The 15,763-nt window shown below is 47.1% G+C and carries 14 protein-coding genes; 5 read left to right on the forward strand and 9 right to left on the reverse strand.

The features are described 5' to 3' along the window. Positions 1–129 precede the first annotated feature (129 nt). A complete protein-coding gene (locus J7I83_RS01555) occupies positions 130–1,374 on the reverse strand; it encodes a CNNM domain-containing protein (protein WP_215098929.1) in 1,245 nt (414 codons plus the stop codon). A 149-nt stretch (positions 1,375–1,523) separates the two neighbouring features. On the opposite strand from J7I83_RS01555, the gene J7I83_RS01560 reads away from it, so the two are divergent. The 4 genes from J7I83_RS01560 to J7I83_RS01575 all read left to right on the forward strand — a co-directional run bounded on the left by J7I83_RS01560 (position 1,524) and on the right by J7I83_RS01575 (position 5,654). After that, positions 1,524–2,900, forward strand: a complete 1,377-nt coding sequence (locus tag J7I83_RS01560; RefSeq protein ID WP_483313403.1) for a dipeptidase — start codon at positions 1,524–1,526, stop codon at positions 2,898–2,900. 77 nt (positions 2,901–2,977) lie between these two features. Further along, a complete protein-coding gene (locus J7I83_RS01565; protein WP_215098930.1) occupies positions 2,978–3,550 on the forward strand; it encodes a glycerol-3-phosphate acyltransferase in 573 nt (190 codons plus the stop codon). Positions 3,551–3,641: 91 nt separating this feature from the next. Then, the gene (locus J7I83_RS01570; RefSeq protein WP_215098931.1) at positions 3,642–4,499 is read left to right on the forward strand and encodes a DegV family protein; all 858 of its coding nucleotides are present in this window, start codon (positions 3,642–3,644) and stop codon (positions 4,497–4,499) included. A 135-nt stretch (positions 4,500–4,634) separates the two neighbouring features. Beyond that, positions 4,635–5,654 carry a DUF2804 domain-containing protein gene (locus tag J7I83_RS01575; protein WP_215098932.1) on the forward strand — a complete coding sequence of 340 codons (1,020 nt, stop codon included), beginning with the start codon at positions 4,635–4,637 and terminating at the stop codon, positions 5,652–5,654. A 107-nt stretch (positions 5,655–5,761) separates the two neighbouring features. Here J7I83_RS01575 and J7I83_RS01580 read toward each other — a convergent pair whose 3' ends face one another. Next, the gene (locus tag J7I83_RS01580; protein ID WP_215098933.1) at positions 5,762–6,475 is read right to left on the reverse strand and encodes a glycerophosphodiester phosphodiesterase family protein; all 714 of its coding nucleotides are present in this window, start codon (positions 6,473–6,475) and stop codon (positions 5,762–5,764) included. Positions 6,476–6,485: 10 nt separating this feature from the next. Continuing rightward, complete coding sequence (kynA, locus tag J7I83_RS01585) at positions 6,486–7,340, reverse strand: tryptophan 2,3-dioxygenase (RefSeq protein WP_215098934.1); 855 nt, start codon at positions 7,338–7,340, stop codon at positions 6,486–6,488. A 138-nt stretch (positions 7,341–7,478) separates the two neighbouring features. Between kynA and J7I83_RS01590 the strand changes: the two genes are divergently transcribed. Continuing rightward, positions 7,479–7,970, forward strand: coding sequence for a YusW family protein (locus J7I83_RS01590; RefSeq protein WP_215098935.1), 492 nt, complete (start codon positions 7,479–7,481; stop codon positions 7,968–7,970). 78 nt (positions 7,971–8,048) lie between these two features. On the opposite strand, the gene J7I83_RS01595 is transcribed toward J7I83_RS01590, so the two are convergent. From J7I83_RS01595 to J7I83_RS01620, 6 genes are all read right to left on the reverse strand, one after another. Then, positions 8,049–8,897: a GNAT family N-acetyltransferase gene (locus tag J7I83_RS01595; RefSeq protein WP_215098936.1), complete on the reverse strand. Its 849-nt coding sequence runs from the start codon at positions 8,895–8,897 to the stop codon at positions 8,049–8,051. A gap of 217 nt (positions 8,898–9,114) precedes the next feature. Next, the gene (locus J7I83_RS01600) at positions 9,115–10,938 is read right to left on the reverse strand and encodes an ABC transporter ATP-binding protein (RefSeq protein WP_215098937.1); all 1,824 of its coding nucleotides are present in this window, start codon (positions 10,936–10,938) and stop codon (positions 9,115–9,117) included. After that, complete coding sequence (locus J7I83_RS01605) at positions 10,931–12,658, reverse strand: ABC transporter ATP-binding protein (RefSeq protein ID WP_215098938.1); 1,728 nt, start codon at positions 12,656–12,658, stop codon at positions 10,931–10,933. The genes J7I83_RS01600 and J7I83_RS01605 overlap by 8 nt, the downstream gene beginning before the upstream one ends. 392 nt (positions 12,659–13,050) lie before the next feature. Beyond that, positions 13,051–13,983, reverse strand: coding sequence for a DMT family transporter (locus J7I83_RS01610; protein ID WP_215098939.1), 933 nt, complete (start codon positions 13,981–13,983; stop codon positions 13,051–13,053). Between the two features lie 54 nt (positions 13,984–14,037). Next, positions 14,038–15,099, reverse strand: a complete 1,062-nt coding sequence (locus J7I83_RS01615; protein WP_215098940.1) for a copper resistance D family protein — start codon at positions 15,097–15,099, stop codon at positions 14,038–14,040. Continuing rightward, positions 15,096–15,632 carry a copper resistance CopC family protein gene (locus tag J7I83_RS01620; RefSeq protein ID WP_215098941.1) on the reverse strand — a complete coding sequence of 179 codons (537 nt, stop codon included), beginning with the start codon at positions 15,630–15,632 and terminating at the stop codon, positions 15,096–15,098. The genes J7I83_RS01615 and J7I83_RS01620 overlap by 4 nt, the downstream gene beginning before the upstream one ends. Positions 15,633–15,763: the final 131 nt, after the last annotated feature.

Consider the following 15,763-nt stretch of genomic DNA (forward strand, 5'->3'; position numbering starts at 1 on the left):
CGCTTTCTCTTATAACCTCATATTGACGGAAGTTTGCCTTTCACTCTATCGCTTCTACTTTCATTCTCCTTACAAAGGTGTAATAAAAGGAGAAAACCCCTGTCCGGGGACAGGGGTTACATGGTTTTTCTATGTTAAAGCTCTTTCTTTATCCGTTTTCGTAATTGTTAAGCGGACAATGCGGTTGCGGTCCATTTCGTTGACCACAACTTCAAGATTCTCATATGTGAACTGTTCGCCTTCGTCCGGCACATGCCCCAGCTGCTGCATGACAAAACCGGCGATGGTGTCATGGTCGTTCGGCACTTCCACTTTGAACATGTCGTTGACATCTTCAATTTCAAGGCGGCCGTGGCACGACAATATGGTATCTGTCATTTGAAAGACCAGTTCGTCGTCTTCTACATCGGTTTCATCTTCAATATCCTGGCCGATCATTTCTTCGATTATGTCTTCGTGCGTGACAATTCCAAGCGTCCCACCGTATTCATCCAAAATCACAGCCATATGTTTTTTCTTCGCCATCATCATTTTAAAGACTTTTTCCACGCTGACCGACTGGACCACAAACAGCGGATTGTCATCCATCAGCTCTTCCAGCGTCAAGTTAGGGTTCATCGACCACTCGATCAGTTTTTTTGAATAGAACAAGCCGACGACGTTGTCCATACTTTCCTCGTATACCGGATAGCGTGTATACGAAGAATCCAGGATTAAATCCCGGACCTCTTCATAGGTTGAGTCAATGGCAATCCCCACCGTATCTGTTCGGTGAGTAGACATGACATCTGATACATCTTTATGAGGAAAGTCCAGAACACCTTTGATGCGGTCGGATTCATCTTCTTCAAAAGTTCCTTCAGTAGATGCAATATCAACCATCGTGCGCAATTCTTCTTTCGTCATAGTCGCTTCCTTCACAGTACCTTTTGAAATGATGCGAATGAAAATATTCGTAAACTGCGCCAGCAGCCAGGTTAACGGCTTTAAGATAACCACTAAAAAACTGATGACAGGAAGCACGATATACGCCACTTTATCAGAGAACGTCGCTGCGATTGTTTTTGGCAGCACTTCTCCGAAAATAATAAGAACGAGCGTTAGGATAGCTGTAGCTATTCCGACTTCCCATCCTCGCGTAATGGCAATCGTTGTTACCAATGTCGGCAGCATGATGTTGGCAATATTATTGCCGATTAAGATCGTGGTAATCATTCGGTCCGGCTTCGCAATTAACTTCTGCAGTTTCTGTGCTTTGACGTCACCCTGCTCTGCGCGAAGATGGACCTTCATCCTATTTACTGCAGTTAATGCCGTTTCGCTTCCCGATAAGAAGAAAGACATCATCAAAAAGATACCTAATGCTATAAACAATTTTATTTCCTCCAGTGTCATAAACACATAATTTTACGAACTCTTTCCGTACTGAACACTATACCATAGCCAATTTCCACTTGTCGAAAACCAAAACCTGGTATGTTATAATTTTTTCATACTCCAATTTAACGAATCGAGGGATCCTGATGAACGCTCAAGCCGTAGACCAATACTTTAAAGACAACCGGGAAACACATCTGGATGAACTAAAAACTTTTTTGCGCATCCCTTCTGTCAGCTCTTTATCCGAACATAAAGAGGATATGCAAAAAGGGGCAGAATGGCTGATCACAGCATTGGAAAGTGCGGGCCTGGAAAATGCCAAAATCGATGAGACCGATGGACATCCGGTCGTCTATGCTGACTGGCTCCACGCAGAAGGCAAACCGACTGTACTGGTTTACGGGCATTACGACGTTCAGCCGGTAGATCCGCTTCACCTATGGGAATCAGCTCCGTTTGAGCCGGAAGTTCGCGGCAATAAACTCTATGCCCGCGGCGCGAGTGATGACAAAGGCCAGGTTTTCATGCACATCAAAGCGGCCGAAGCCCTTTTGAAGCTGAACGGCGAATTGCCGGTCAATATCAAATTCATCATTGAAGGAGAAGAAGAAATCGGCAGCCCGAACCTTCCGAAATACGTGGAAGAAAACCAGGAATTACTGAAAGCCGATGTCATTGTCATCTCCGATACTGGCATGCAGGGTCCAGGACGCCCAGCCGTCTGCTACGGCCTTCGCGGACTTGCCGGCATTCAAATTGATGTCAAAGGGCCAAAAGGCGATTTGCATTCCGGGCTTTACGGCGGCGCTGTTCAAAATCCGCTCCACGCCATTGTGGAAATTCTGCAGTCGTTCCGCGACCAGGAGGGCTTGATCCAAGTGGAAGGTTTTTATGACGACGTACTCGATGTCTCCGACAAAGAGCGCGCAGAATTTGCGGCACTTGAGTTCGACCTGGAACACGAGAAACAGGAGATTGGCATTTCAGAAGACTTCGGCGAGAAGGGCTTTTCTTTTGTTGAGCGTACATGGATTCGCCCGACACTTGAAGTCAACGGCATCACCGGCGGCTTTTCAGGAGAAGGCATCAAAACTGTGCTGCCGGCGGAAGCCAGCACAAAAATCACATGCCGCCTGGTGCCAAATCAGGACCCGGACGATATCATAGCGAAACTGAAAGCGCATGTGGAATCCCACAAGCCAGTGGGCGTCACTGTGGAGGTTTCCGAGTTTGATAAAGGCAAACCCTTCCTGACTCCTTATGACCACCCTGCCATCCAGGCAGCCGGCCGTTCCTACGAAAAGGTCTATGGTGTGCCCACTGCCTTTACACGCATGGGCGGATCGATTCCGATTGTTGCCGCATTCGATGAAATCCTCGGCTTGCCGATTGTCCTGATGGGCTTTGGGCTTGCATCTGAAAATTTCCATGCACCGAATGAACATTTCCATCTGGAGAACTTCGATAAAGGGCTTCGCGTCATCAGCGATTATCTTTTCGAAGCTTCAGCGTTAAACTAGTTTTTCTATAAAGGCCTTCCCGGTATGCAGGGAAGGCCTTTCTGCTCTGTTCTCATTTTAAATTAGGGGGCTACTTAATGATCGTTTATTGGCTACTTTCCTATTTCATCGGTAATTTCCTGACAGCCTGGTGGATCGGCAAATGGAAGGGCATCGATTTGCGGGAGCAGCGCAGCGGCAATCTAGGCGCCAGAAACGCCGGCGCCATTCTCGGCAAACCTGCCTTTCTGCTGACTTTTCTCGGTGACGCCGGCAAAGGGGCGCTCGTTGTCTGGCTCGGATTTCTTTTTGATTTCCCCATTTGGGAAATAGCGGGAGCAGGATTGGCCGTCATCCTTGGCCATTTGTTTCCTTTTTGGCTCAAATATCGTGGCGGCAAAGGGGTCGCGGCTTTTATCGGCGTGACGTTTTGTTTAACACCGGATTTATTTTTGGCGATGTTCATCTTATTTTTCACATTTTTTCCGTGGTTCAAAAGCGCGACTTTGTCGATGCTTGCCAGTTTTGCCGGCTTTATCGCCATGTCGGTTATCCTTCAGGTGTGGCTCATCACCTGGCCGCTGATTGCGGCCATTATTATTATTGTGATTAAGCACAAAGACGATATCGAAGAAGCGTTCAATACCCGATTCCGCTCATCTTCTGGGTAGGAAATCAATTTATCCGGCTATTACTACCGCAGAAATATTATACGTGTTATAGTTTTTGTAATCTAATTATTCTAAAAAAAGGGGTTTTTATATGAAGAAACCGATTGCATGGGTTATGGATACGACGGGATTTGTCACAGAGGAATTTAAAGCACATCCGGACGTTTATATTGTTCCATTGAATATTCATTTTGGCACCGAGGAATTTATTGATGATGGTGTGGATTTGACAAATGACGAACTTTATCAGCGCATTAAAGATTCAGCAGATTTCCCGAAAACATCCCAGCCTTCCGCAGGGAAGTTTGCGGAGCTGTATGACAAGTTGAAAGAAGAATACGAATGCGCAATTGCCGTCCACGCTTCTGCAAAACTCAGCGGAACAATCGCCTCTTCCACTGCCGGTGCGGAAATGAGTGAATTCAAGGTTTATGCCATTGATTCGTTGGCGCTGTCATATGGCTTATCGGGCTTGATCGAGCGTGGCCTTAAGCTGCAGGAACAAGGAATTGAAGCCGAGGAAATTGCCCAGCGCCTTGAAAAGGAAGCCGCGAATTTTCGAAACTACATTCTGATCGGCAACCTGTCGCAGCTTTATAAAGGCGGCCGAATGAGTGGTGCCCAATATTACCTGGGCAGTCTGTTGCAGATCAAACCGATTGTCCAGCTTACCCCCGAAGGTGAATTGAAGCCCATCGATAAAGTACGGTCACACAAAAAAGCCATTCAGTATTTGATCAACCACGGCAAAAAAGATTACGAGGAGCATGGTGTCCGGAGATTCCAGATCATGCATGGCCATGTGCTGAATGAAGCCGAGAACCTGAAACAGGAACTGCTGAAACAGATGCCGGACGCTGAGATTTTAATCGGTGACTTGAGTTCATCGCTTGCTGTCCATGCAGGTGAAGGCACTCTCGCTTTCCAATGGCGACGGGAAGCTTTGTAGAACAGAATCAGGACTAATGAACGGCAGAACCATTTAAATTTTCAGACTTTTCGCCTGAATCCACTGGCTGCAAACAGATATTCCACCTCAGTTCTGCTACAATAAGAGTAGAAGAATGATGGTGAGGTGGATTTTGTGCAACATGTAGAACGAGAGCTTACTGAATACGTAAAACTTTGTGATGCAAAAGGCCAATTAAATCCAAAAGCCATTGGGTATGCAAAACAGCCATTGGTAGAAAGCAATTTAAGCGGTAATTTCATGCGCAAGAAGAAATGGAATTATTGGTGTGTGTTTGGAGATGAAATCTTGTTTTCGGCAACCATTTCCCATTTGGATTATGCAACCGTCTGTTTCGTTTACTTCCTGAATTATGAGACGCAGCGTTTTTATGAGAAAACGGTTGTGGTTCCGTATACGCGGCACTTGAAATTATCCGAAAACGCATTGGATCCGTGCCATTTCCGTAGTGATTCCATGACCATTGAGTCCATTTTCAGCCAGGATGCGACACATTTGACCGTCAGCGTCAAAGACTTTGACGGAGAGGATCTGGAAGCAATCCTGGTTATCTCGCACCCTGAGGATTACGAATCCTTGAACGTGGTCGTTCCTTGGAATCGCCAAAATTTTCAATTCACCGGAAAACATAATTCACTTCCGGTCAACGGCATGGTGAAAATCGGCAGTCAGCGTTTTGAATTTGAAAGCCTGGACAGCTTTGCTGTATTGGATTACGGGCGCGGCATTTGGCCTCGGGAATCTCTCTGGAATTGGGGCATGGCCTCGCAGCGTTCACTGGGAAAAGTGATCGGCTTGAATTTAGGCGGAAAATGGACCGATGGCACCGGAATGACAGAAAATGCTTTTTTTGTGAACGGCAAGATGACGAAAATCCATGAGGATGTGCTGTTCCATTATGACCAGGAGGATTTCAAAAAACCTTGGCTGGTCCACAGCAAATTCTCTGATGATGTCAAGTTGACCTTTTCCCCTTTTTTCGAGCGTGTCTCCAAAACAGATGCACGGCTCGTCAAATCGGAAGTCCATCAGCTTTTCGGCTATTATAATGGCTATGTTCGTTACGCCAACGGCAAAAAACTGAAAATCAGCCAGCTTCTGGGTTCGATTGAAGAACATTACGCAAAATGGTAATCGAAAAAGGCCGAATTGGATTTCTCCAATTCGGCCTTTTTCGTCATTTAAAAGACACCGCTCATAAAAGCTGACTTTTAATTCAGCTCATTCATACAGAAACTTGTTTACCCGAAATGCGCCAGCATCTTTTCGGGATGATCTGTAAAGATTCCATGGACTCCGATTTTCTGCAGTTCTTCTGCATAGCTTAGGTCGTTGACCGTATAGACATAGACAATGGCACCTTTTATCAGCGCATCAGTGGTCATTCTTCTGAAAGCTGAAGGCAAGGAAACATGAATCCGCTTAGTCCCTATGACACGTGCATAATCGTAGACATCCACCAGCACTTCAAAGGTCAGAATGGCGCTTTCCACTTGCTTTCCTTGCACAACAGACTGAATGTCTTCGTGATTAAAAGAGGAAATCAGTATACGATCCGTAAATCCGCGCCGGGCGGCCAAATCAATTACTTTATCCACTAGGCCGTCGTATGGGAAGACATCGCTCTTCAATTCAATATTCAGCCTGTGGTTCGTTTCTTCAAAAATATCGAATATTTCATCCAACGTCGGAATCTGTTCCCCGCTCCATTCTTCGGAATACCAGGAACCGCAATCCAGCTCTTTCAGTTCTTTTAACGTCAGCTCTTTCACATACCCTCTACCGTTTGTGGTACGGTTGACTTTTTCATCGTGAATGACGACAATCTCACCGTCTTTGCTTAAATGCACATCAATCTCGACACCCGTAATCGGCAGCTGGGCTGCTGCACGAAAAGCCGCTATGGTGTTCTCTGGATAGTCGCCAGAGCAACCTCTATGCGCGTAAATCTTCACAAAACCCCTCCTAAATATCTGTCCGTATTTCCCATAGTTCCGGGAAAAAGTATTGATCAAGAACTTTCTTCAAATAATTGACTCCTGATGAGCCACCCGTTCCCTGCTTGAATCCGATGACGCGCTCTACTGTCTTCATATGGCGGAAGCGCCATTGCTGAAGCCAGTCTTCGATGTCCACAAGCTTCTCTGCCAGCTGGTACAGCTCCCAATGCGTATCCACATCGCGATAAACCGTCTTCCAGGCGTCGCGCACGCTTTCATTGGACTCGTAGACCATGCTGACATCGCGCTGCAGCACTTCGTCGTCGATGGCAAAACCGCTTCTCGCCAGTTTTTGAATCGCTGCATCATAAAGTCCAGGGGCGTTGAACGCTTGTTCCAACTGAACATGAAGAGCCTCATCTTTTTCATAGACTTTCAGTACGTGCTTGGTTTTATAACCAAGTGCGAACTCAATCATGCGGTACTGGTAGGACTGAAATCCGCTGGCATGTCCCAAGTCATCGCGAAATTCCATGTATTCGGCAGGCGTCAATGTCGACAGCACATCCCAGCCCTGGATAATCTGGGATTGAATCCGCGATACCCGTGCCAATTGCTTGAACGCCGGCTGCAGGTCGTCTTTATGGATATTATCGATTGCCGCCCGCAGTTCGTGCAAAATCAGCTTCATCCACAGCTCTGATACTTGGTGGATGATGATGAACAAAGTTTCATCATGATGGCCACTGACCCCGTCCTGAGCCGTCAATAGCTTGTCCAGATGAAGATAGTCACCATAAGTCATGCTTTCCTTAAAATCTGTACGGATATTCTTTTCGGTTGCTGCGGCAATATTCTGCCCATTTTCGTAATTGTTCATCAAAGTCGCTCCGTTCGTTCTCGGCTTTGGCTCTGCTGCTCTCGGTTGATGGCTATTCTGTAAAGGATTGATTAAGCTCCTTAAATACCGGGTACGTGCTTAATACTAAGCATAAGCTACCTGAAAGGAGTGAATCAGATGATTTTCAATAAAAGAAATACATTAGCTCCTCTGCTTTTTTCGTCAGTCCTTCTTCTTGCTGCCTGTGGCGACGATGAGCAGGTAACGGAACCGGTGAACAACGACGGCCAGGAACAGCCTACCGACTCAGAAGGCACAGAAAACACCTCTCCTGAAGCCAGCGAAACATTTGGTTTTACTGAATTTGAAGTCAATGCCGATTTCCCAGATATGGACGACATGATTGAAATCAACTACGAAGAAGACCGTGACGAAATTGAAGCCGAATATAAAAACAAGATGACGGAAACAGATTTGTCAGGAAATGATGCTATGGATGAAATTGAACCAGGGCTCAGCCAATTGGAGCTGACACCAGATACAGCCGATGATGACGCCATTGCACAAGTTATTGCTGCCTTCGGAATTGAAGATGATTTTACTGAAATTGAAATCGAAGTCAAGTACCCTGACGGCACAGAAAAAGAATACAAACAAACCCGCAACTGATGTAATGAGTCAACTAAAAAAAATCAGCCGGTCACTGTCGCCAAAAGCCATTCGCCTATGCGGATGGCTTTTCTTTTTTTATTGCACCCTACCAGGTTTCCAGTAGGAGATGCTTTGTATCCGGCGGAATCCTGATTTCTCGTAAACATGCAGCGCTCTATTGTCCGTTTCGACATCCAGCAGAACTTCTGACAGACCTCGCTGAAACGCCAAATCCCGGCACCATTTCAAAAACATCTTGCCATAACCGTGGCCTTGCTGATCCGGATGGACCGCAAACGCCGTCACCCATAAGGCGTTTTCTTCCGTCACAAGCGTTACAGTCGCAACTAGCTGTTGATCTTTCTGCAACAGCCAAATCTCCCTGTCCGGATCCACCATGTTATGCTCCAAAATCGGCAACACGGTGTCATCAAATGCTGCGGCCAGTAAAGCTCTCAGCTCTTCCGCTTGTCCTGCGTACTGAACAGCCTTTACCCCTTCAGGCAAGGCACTATTCCGGAGCGGCTCCGCGGAAAGCAAGATTTCGTTGAAATCGGGCTGGTATCCGATGCTTTTCATAAACACAGCGATTTCAACGTCATCGACGAAAGCTGCCAATCTGCTTTCCGCCTGGCGCTGAGCCAAGGCATGGGAAACACCATCTGCCAGAGCTGTACCAAGCGAAAGTTTCCGGTAATCCGGATGGACGAACAGCGACCATTCATAATGATGCAGCCCCACCATATCTGCTGCTGCAGCAAAGCCGATCAATTCTTCCTGATCGGTATAGGCAATTACAGCAAAGCCTCTTGACTCATCTGCTCTCCACAAAGAAGGATGAAGGACCGTTCTCTGTTCAACCGGCAATTCTTCCAGCAATTGTGCCATGTCACTGGCGGTTTGTTCATCTACTGGAAATGAAATGATTGATAGCGATAAATCCATTCTGCGACCTCCTATCGACACTCTTTCCGCTAAAGCGGTTTATGGAATTAGCTCCCATTCTATAAAGCTTCTCTGTATTTCATCCTATCATAGAGCAGCAAAAATCGGTATTAGCTAAACAGATAAAAGCCTGCTCCGCATTTGCCGGAGCAGGCCTTTTTTATTGCTCTATAACGGTCAGTGTTCATAGAGCACCACACTGGGAAGAAATTCGTCTTTATAATTTCGCATCTGCCAACATATTGGCGTAAATGCCGTTTCCATTCAACAACTGCTGCTGTGTGCCTGACTCGACCAATCTCCCCATCTCCATAACCAAAACCAAGTCGGCTTTTCGCACCGTATTCAAGCGGTGGGCGATAACAAAGCTGGTCCGGCCCGCCATGAGCCGTTCCAAGGCATCTTGTATCTTTAATTCGGTGACGGTGTCGATGCTGCTCGTCGCCTCATCCAAAAGCAGAATGACCGGATCAGCAATCAGCGCGCGGGCGATCGACAGCAATTGCTTCTGCCCCTGGCTGATCATTGAACCGTCGCCCGTCAGGATGGTGTCGTAGCCATCTGGCAGCTTTTCGATAAAGTCATGTGCGTTGGCCCCTTTTGCCGCATTCACTACTTCTTCATCCGTTGCGTCCAATTTGCCATAGCGGATGTTGTCGCTGACCGTCGCTTCGAACAAGAAAGGGTCCTGCAGCACGAAAGCGATTTGTTTGCGCAAAGTTTCCCGCGGCATGGCGGCAATCGGTGTGCCGTCCAGACGGATCTCGCCTTCATTGGCATCGTAGAAACGCGCCAACAATTGCATGATGGTCGTTTTTCCTGCCCCAGTCGCTCCAACCAGCGCGGTGGTTTGCCCGATGCCGACGGAAAAGCTGACGTCGCGAATGGTCCAGTCTTCTTCTGCCCCTTCGTATTTAAAGGAAACTCGGTCGAAGACCACTTCGCCTTCCAATTTCTTTTCCAAATTGAAGACCTCGTCGTCTTTTTCCTCCGGCTCGTCCATAATTGAGAAAACCCGCTCAGCTCCGGCTATTGCCGATAGGACTGTATTAAACTGATTGGCCAAATCGTTTAATGGACGCGTAAATTGGCGGGAATACTCAGTGAAAATGACAATGACGCCGATCGATACAGAGCCGTTCAGCGCCAGTATTCCGCCAACCCCTGCAACAATCGCAAAGCTTCCGTTATTCAGGAAGTTCATCACTTTCGGAATAAATCCGGCATAGGTCCATGCCCAGAATCCTGCATGGCGAAGCCGCTCGCTCCTTTCACGGAATTCTTCCATGACACGGGGTTCTTGTGAAAACGCCTTGACGATTTTCTGGCCGGAAATCGTTTCTTCGATCATGCCGTTCAATTCCCCAATCGCTTTTTGCTGCTCTTTATAGAGACGGCCGGTGCGTTTAGTGATCCATTGAATCGAAATGTACATGAGCGGAATAATGATCAAGGTCAATAAGGTCAATAACGGGCTGAGTGTCAGCATGACAACAGCCGTACCGGTCAAAGTCAGGATACTGGAAAACACTTGAATGAACGAGGTGTTTAATGTTGAAGAAACGTTTTCTATATCATTGGTCATCCGGCTCATCAATTCCCCATGCTGCCGCTTGTCGAAAAAAGTTACCGGCAATCGCTGGAGATGTGAAAAAAGACGTGTCCGCATGCGGAAAATCACTTGCTGGGCAATTCCCACCATCCAGAAATTCTGCAGGTACAAGGAAACGGAATGGCCGATGTAGACCAAAACCAGCCATAGCACGACCGTCCCCATCCCGTTAAAGCTCTGCGGAACAATGTACTCATCAATGATGAAGCCGATTAAATAAGGCCCAAGCAGCGCTAAAGCCGAGCTGACAAACACCAGCGCCAATACCACGATCAGCAGAAAGCGCTGTTCGTCCACCAGCTTCCAAACTTTGAGAAGGGTCGACTTCCAGTTTTCGGCACGCTCAGACTTCTTCTTTTTCTTTTTGCTCAAATCTTCCTTCGTCAAAATCGGTTCATGGCCGAAAGGGCGGCGAATGGCATCAAACATATTCATCAACCTCCTCTTCCTGTTGGGACATCGCAATCTGGCGGTACAGTTCCGAGCTCTTCATGAGCTGTTCATGGGTTCCGTAAGCCGAGACGCTGCCATTTTCCAGCAACAGGATGCGGTCGGTCTTCATCGCGGTCCGGATTTTTTGTGTCACCACGAGCATCGTCGCTGCTTCCCGGTCCAATTCTTCCCACAAGGCCGCTTCGGTTTTGACATCGAGAGCACTTGTGCTGTCATCCAAAATCAAAATTGACGATTTGCGCACCAAAGCACGCGCAATTGACAGACGCTGTTTTTGGCCACCGGATAGATTGACGCCTTTTTGCCCAACGCGGGTAAAATAGCCTTTCGGGAAGCGTTCCACCGTTTCGTGGATCTGCGCTTTGACAGCGGCATCAGCCAGTTCCTCCTGCATCACTTCATCTTTTCCCCAGGATAGATTATTGGAAATCGTTCCGGTAAAAAGAAGCGATTGCTGCGGCACGATGCCAATCGTTTTGCGCAGTTCGCGCAGCGACCAGTCTGTGACATCCCTGCCGTGCACCGATACAGTTCCCTCGGTCGCATCATAAAAACGTGGAAGCAGCTGCAGCAAGGAAGATTTTCCAGACCCCGTCGCTCCCATAATTGCCATCTTTTCATTGGCCTTCAAATGAAAGGAAACATTTTGCAGAACAGGGCGAGAGGTTTCGGGATACGTGAACGATACATTATCAAACCGCACTTCTCCTCGACGGACGGCATTGACCTCCCCAATCCCGTCTTTTTCACGGACATCTTCTGCCAACAACACTTCTTCAATCCGTTCTGAAGAAGCTTTCGCACGGGCGAAAATCATGATGATGAAGGAGAACATTGTGAAAGCGCCGGTCATACGCATCGCATAGTTGATGATGGCGACCAATTCACCGATTTGGGCTCCGCCGCTGCGGATTTCAAATGCGCCGAACCATAAAACAGCCAATAAGGACAGATTCATCCCGAATAACAAAATCGGCAAAATGATTTCCATGATCCTAAAGGCTTTTACTGTATCAACCTTCAGGGCACCCGCCACTTCAGAAAAACGGTTGGCTTCGTACTTCCCGCGCAAGTATGCTTTGACTAGGCGCACTGCCTGCAGGTTTTCCTGGACGATGCGGTTGACGCGGTCCAAGCGCTTTTGGACAAAACCAAAATAACTGACGCCTTTTTTGATCATGACGTACAGAAAAATCAGCAGAAATGGAAAAACAATCACCAAATAGAAGGCCAATTTCGGATTGACGACGAACGCCATAATCATGCTTCCCACTACGAGAAGAGGAGCCCGCAGCATGATCCGCAATCCCATGTAGAGGACCTGCTGGACCATGTTGACATCACTTGTCAACCGTGTGATCAACCCGGAAGCCGGGAATTTGTTGAACATTGCCAATGAAAAAGATTGGATCCTTCCGTATACGGCCAAACGAAGATCGAACGAGAAGCTTTGCGAAGCATGCGCGGCAAAATACGAATTGACGATTCCAGAAGCAAATGCGATGACGGATAGCGCCATCAGCACGATGCCCAATTGGATAATGACATCTTGATCTCTTGCGACAATCCCCTTATCAATGATGCTGGCGATAACAAGTGGCTGCAGCAACTCGACCACCAATTCCAGAAGCATTAAAATCAATGCAATGACGATGTAAAACTTATATGGTTTGGCATATGAAAATACCGTTTTCATGGGAATGCCTCCTAAACGTTTCGAACCTCGAACCTTTATATTGAATAGTATGCCATAATTTTCAGATATCGAATAGGAATTTCTATTTAGGCGCGTAAAAGCGATGCCCTTTTATGCGGCATCGCTGACATTAGACTTATACATAAGTTTAACTAAAGAATTTCCTCTTTAACTCAACAAGAGTGAAGAAACGAAGAAAGTGCTCTACTCGGGCGTTTAGCCCGAGTTAGTTCGGCGCAAGCCCTGGGCAGTTGGCGTGCATCCTGCGGACCCGAAAGCGGAGCTGGTTTGTGGAATATCCATAACAGAATCGTTTCTGTTATAGATTATTAGTTCAACTTATATGGGTAGAACTGCAGAAATCGGCAAGCATAGTTTTGCTTTATCTGAGATTACTCAGAAGACTGCGGCTGACAAACCTGCCCTTTTTTCTTTTTCGGATTGCCGGCAAGCGACAGCCAGGTGACAAACACCAGCATGGCCAGCGCACCGAATAATTGGATCGGCGACAGCACTTGGCCGAACCAGAACATGGAAATGACCATGGCGGTCAGCGGCTCCAAAGATGAAAGGATGCTGGTTTCAACGGCTGTGATATAGCGCATGCTGCTGAGGAACAAGACAAAAGCGGCTGTTCCAATGACGATTATGGCGAGTATCGCCCCAATAACAGGTGGTTCAGATAATATCGGCCATTCATCTGAAAGAAAAATCGGATTTACCAGCCCCAGGAAGATTCCGCCAAAGAGCATCGACCATCCAACGACGAGCAGGACTCCCCATTCCTGCATCAGGCGCGCAGGGTAAAGGGTATAGAAAGTGAAGGCCAGCCCCACCAGGATTCCCCAGAAAAATGCTTGTCCACTGATGATCAGCTGATCGGGTCTGCCGTTGGTCAGCAATAGGAACAATCCAGCCAATGTTCCGGCCATTCCGATCATTTGATAGCTTGGCGGCATTTTTTTATGGGTTATCGAAACAAACAGAATTATGTAGACTGGAGCCAAAAACTGCATCAAGGTTGCCACCACCGCGTTGCTCGCTTCAATCGCTGCGACAAAGCTGTACTGGACACCGAGCATGCCCAATATGGAGAAAATCAACAAAGGGCGAACCCAGGTTTTATTGCGGAAGATAGCTGTGACGCGTACACCTTTCAGCTTCAGGAAAAGCAGCAGGAAAAGGCCCGCCACTATTAAACGAATGGTTAAAAGAAACGGGACTGATATACCGTAGATTTCCATTGTCCACTCCATTAAGGGTCCCGTGGCTCCCCACAGCATGGCTCCGATCAATATCATGGAAATTCCTTTTAAGCGTTCCATGCTCCCACTCCTTTCCATAGAAAAACCAATCCCGAGAGATTGGCCAGTAATTAGTTAAAATGATAGGTTCAGCATCAATCCCGCATAAAAACTGACGATGAACCCGATGCTGAACAATAGCGACAGCCAGGCATTCAGCTGGCGCGAAAAGCCTACCAGCATCAAGGCCAATAGCAATAAGCTAAGCCCCATCAGAAGCGAACCATTGAGTGTCCAATCCATCCCCGCCGAAAGCGGGATGTATAGAGGGCCTGCCAATGCTTCAATCAGCCACCCGCCGCCTTCAATCCGCAGCGTATCATTGATATCGTGAGGCGGCGCTTGCTTGCTCATAAAAGCGGTTAAGACAAAGACGATGAGCAACAGGATGCTTTCTACTTTCAGCCAGGCCTGTTGAAAAACCTTTTCCTTATTGAGAAAACCGTTGATCAGAGCTGCCAGCAGCACCGGAATGATGCTGAGATGCTTCAGCAAGAGCAACTGGCCATAAGGCAAAGCCCAGGAGTTGGCATAATCGGACGGAGCTACGAAAAAGAACATGATGACAATTCCACTGCCAATAACCGCCGCTACACAGAAAAACGCAAACGGCGTGAACCAGGCCAGAAAACGGCGCCAATTTGTTCCATCTTTTGCAAACCAGGCCACGTGAAGCAAAACGCCGGCCCATATCGACGTAAAAAGGATGTGAATCGAATGAAGAGCAAATCCAGCCCATAGGTCGAGCGTTGAAACATGACTGTAGAAACCGACAGTCAATATCAGCAGGAACAAATAAAGCGCCTGGATATACCTGCTGCCACCCAAATAAATGGCCACAGCCAGAATGATGCTGAGCAGCAATGTAATCAGCCAGCCTTGCCCTACGCGAAATCCGGTAATGGCATTCAGGTAAGACTCGCTCCACCCCTGGGTGCTCTGTAGAAATACAGCCAATTCATAGACCGGACCAAAAGACAGCAGCACAATTCCAGCTGTGCTGAGCAGCAGCAGAACCTTGGATGTGGAAAGCGTTGGTTTCCGGTCTGCAGGAACAAATTGCAGCACAATAGAGCCCGCCAAATATGAAAAGGCAATATACAGTAAGACATCGGCAAATGCAGTGAAAACCATCATTTTTTCTTCATCAGCACTTTGTAGATTCCAAAGATCACTAAAACAGCAACGAGCACAAGCAGCATCGTTACAAGCAGATTGCTGTCACTTTCAGTTTGGACTTCTGCCGTTGCCGCTTCCTCTACCGCTGTAACAGGTTCCTCTTCCGCTTCCTCAGTTGGAGCTGCCACTACTTCTTCTTCGGCTTCAATAGAGGCGCCGAATGCAATTTCCCCTTCAATCGGATGTCCGTCTTCTCCGATGATGTTCCAGAGAATGCGATAACTTCCATTATCCAATGCAGCGCTAAAATCGCCAACCATCGAGTCCTCTGCTAAAGTAATATTATCGAATTCGTAAGATTCGCTTTCTCCTTCGATGGTCATAGTACTGCCTTCTTCGATTTTCGTTCCAAAAATCAATTCCACTTTTTTCAAAGCTTGAGTTACATTTTCGCCTTCTGCCGGCGTAGATGACAGTAATGTTGTATGCGCTTGAACTGAAAAAGGCAAAAGAAGAATCAGGAATAATATTACAAAAATTTTATTTAACATTTTCTTACCTCTATTTTCATATGATTTATGCCTATTCTCTCACGATTGTTAGTGAAAGGATAGTGAAAAATCGGTGAATTTCCTCTAGAGATTATTTTGAAAAGGATGACGATAGACCTTTTCTTCTCTAT

This window comes from Planococcus sp. ISL-110 (genome assembly GCF_018613575.1).
Taxonomy (GTDB): domain Bacteria; phylum Bacillota; class Bacilli; order Bacillales_A; family Planococcaceae; genus Planococcus.

What these genes read in the sequence shown, in the direction of transcription:
- J7I83_RS01560 (WP_483313403.1), top strand. Translation starts at nt 1,524, where the DNA reads ATGAACGCTCAAGCCGTAGACCAATACTTTAAAGACAACCGGGAAACA.
- J7I83_RS01565 (WP_215098930.1), top strand. Translation starts at nt 2,978, where the DNA reads ATGATCGTTTATTGGCTACTTTCCTATTTCATCGGTAATTTCCTGACA.
- J7I83_RS01570 (WP_215098931.1), top strand. Translation starts at nt 3,642, where the DNA reads ATGAAGAAACCGATTGCATGGGTTATGGATACGACGGGATTTGTCACA.
- kynA (WP_215098934.1), bottom strand. Translation starts at nt 7,340, where the DNA reads ATGAACAATTACGAAAATGGGCAGAATATTGCCGCAGCAACCGAAAAG.
- J7I83_RS01590 (WP_215098935.1), top strand. Translation starts at nt 7,479, where the DNA reads ATGATTTTCAATAAAAGAAATACATTAGCTCCTCTGCTTTTTTCGTCA.
- J7I83_RS01595 (WP_215098936.1), bottom strand. Translation starts at nt 8,897, where the DNA reads ATGGATTTATCGCTATCAATCATTTCATTTCCAGTAGATGAACAAACC.
- J7I83_RS01600 (WP_215098937.1), bottom strand. Translation starts at nt 10,938, where the DNA reads ATGTTTGATGCCATTCGCCGCCCTTTCGGCCATGAACCGATTTTGACG.
- J7I83_RS01605 (WP_215098938.1), bottom strand. Translation starts at nt 12,658, where the DNA reads ATGAAAACGGTATTTTCATATGCCAAACCATATAAGTTTTACATCGTC.
- J7I83_RS01610 (WP_215098939.1), bottom strand. Translation starts at nt 13,983, where the DNA reads ATGGAACGCTTAAAAGGAATTTCCATGATATTGATCGGAGCCATGCTG.
- J7I83_RS01615 (WP_215098940.1), bottom strand. Translation starts at nt 15,099, where the DNA reads ATGATGGTTTTCACTGCATTTGCCGATGTCTTACTGTATATTGCCTTT.
- J7I83_RS01620 (WP_215098941.1), bottom strand. Translation starts at nt 15,632, where the DNA reads ATGTTAAATAAAATTTTTGTAATATTATTCCTGATTCTTCTTTTGCCT.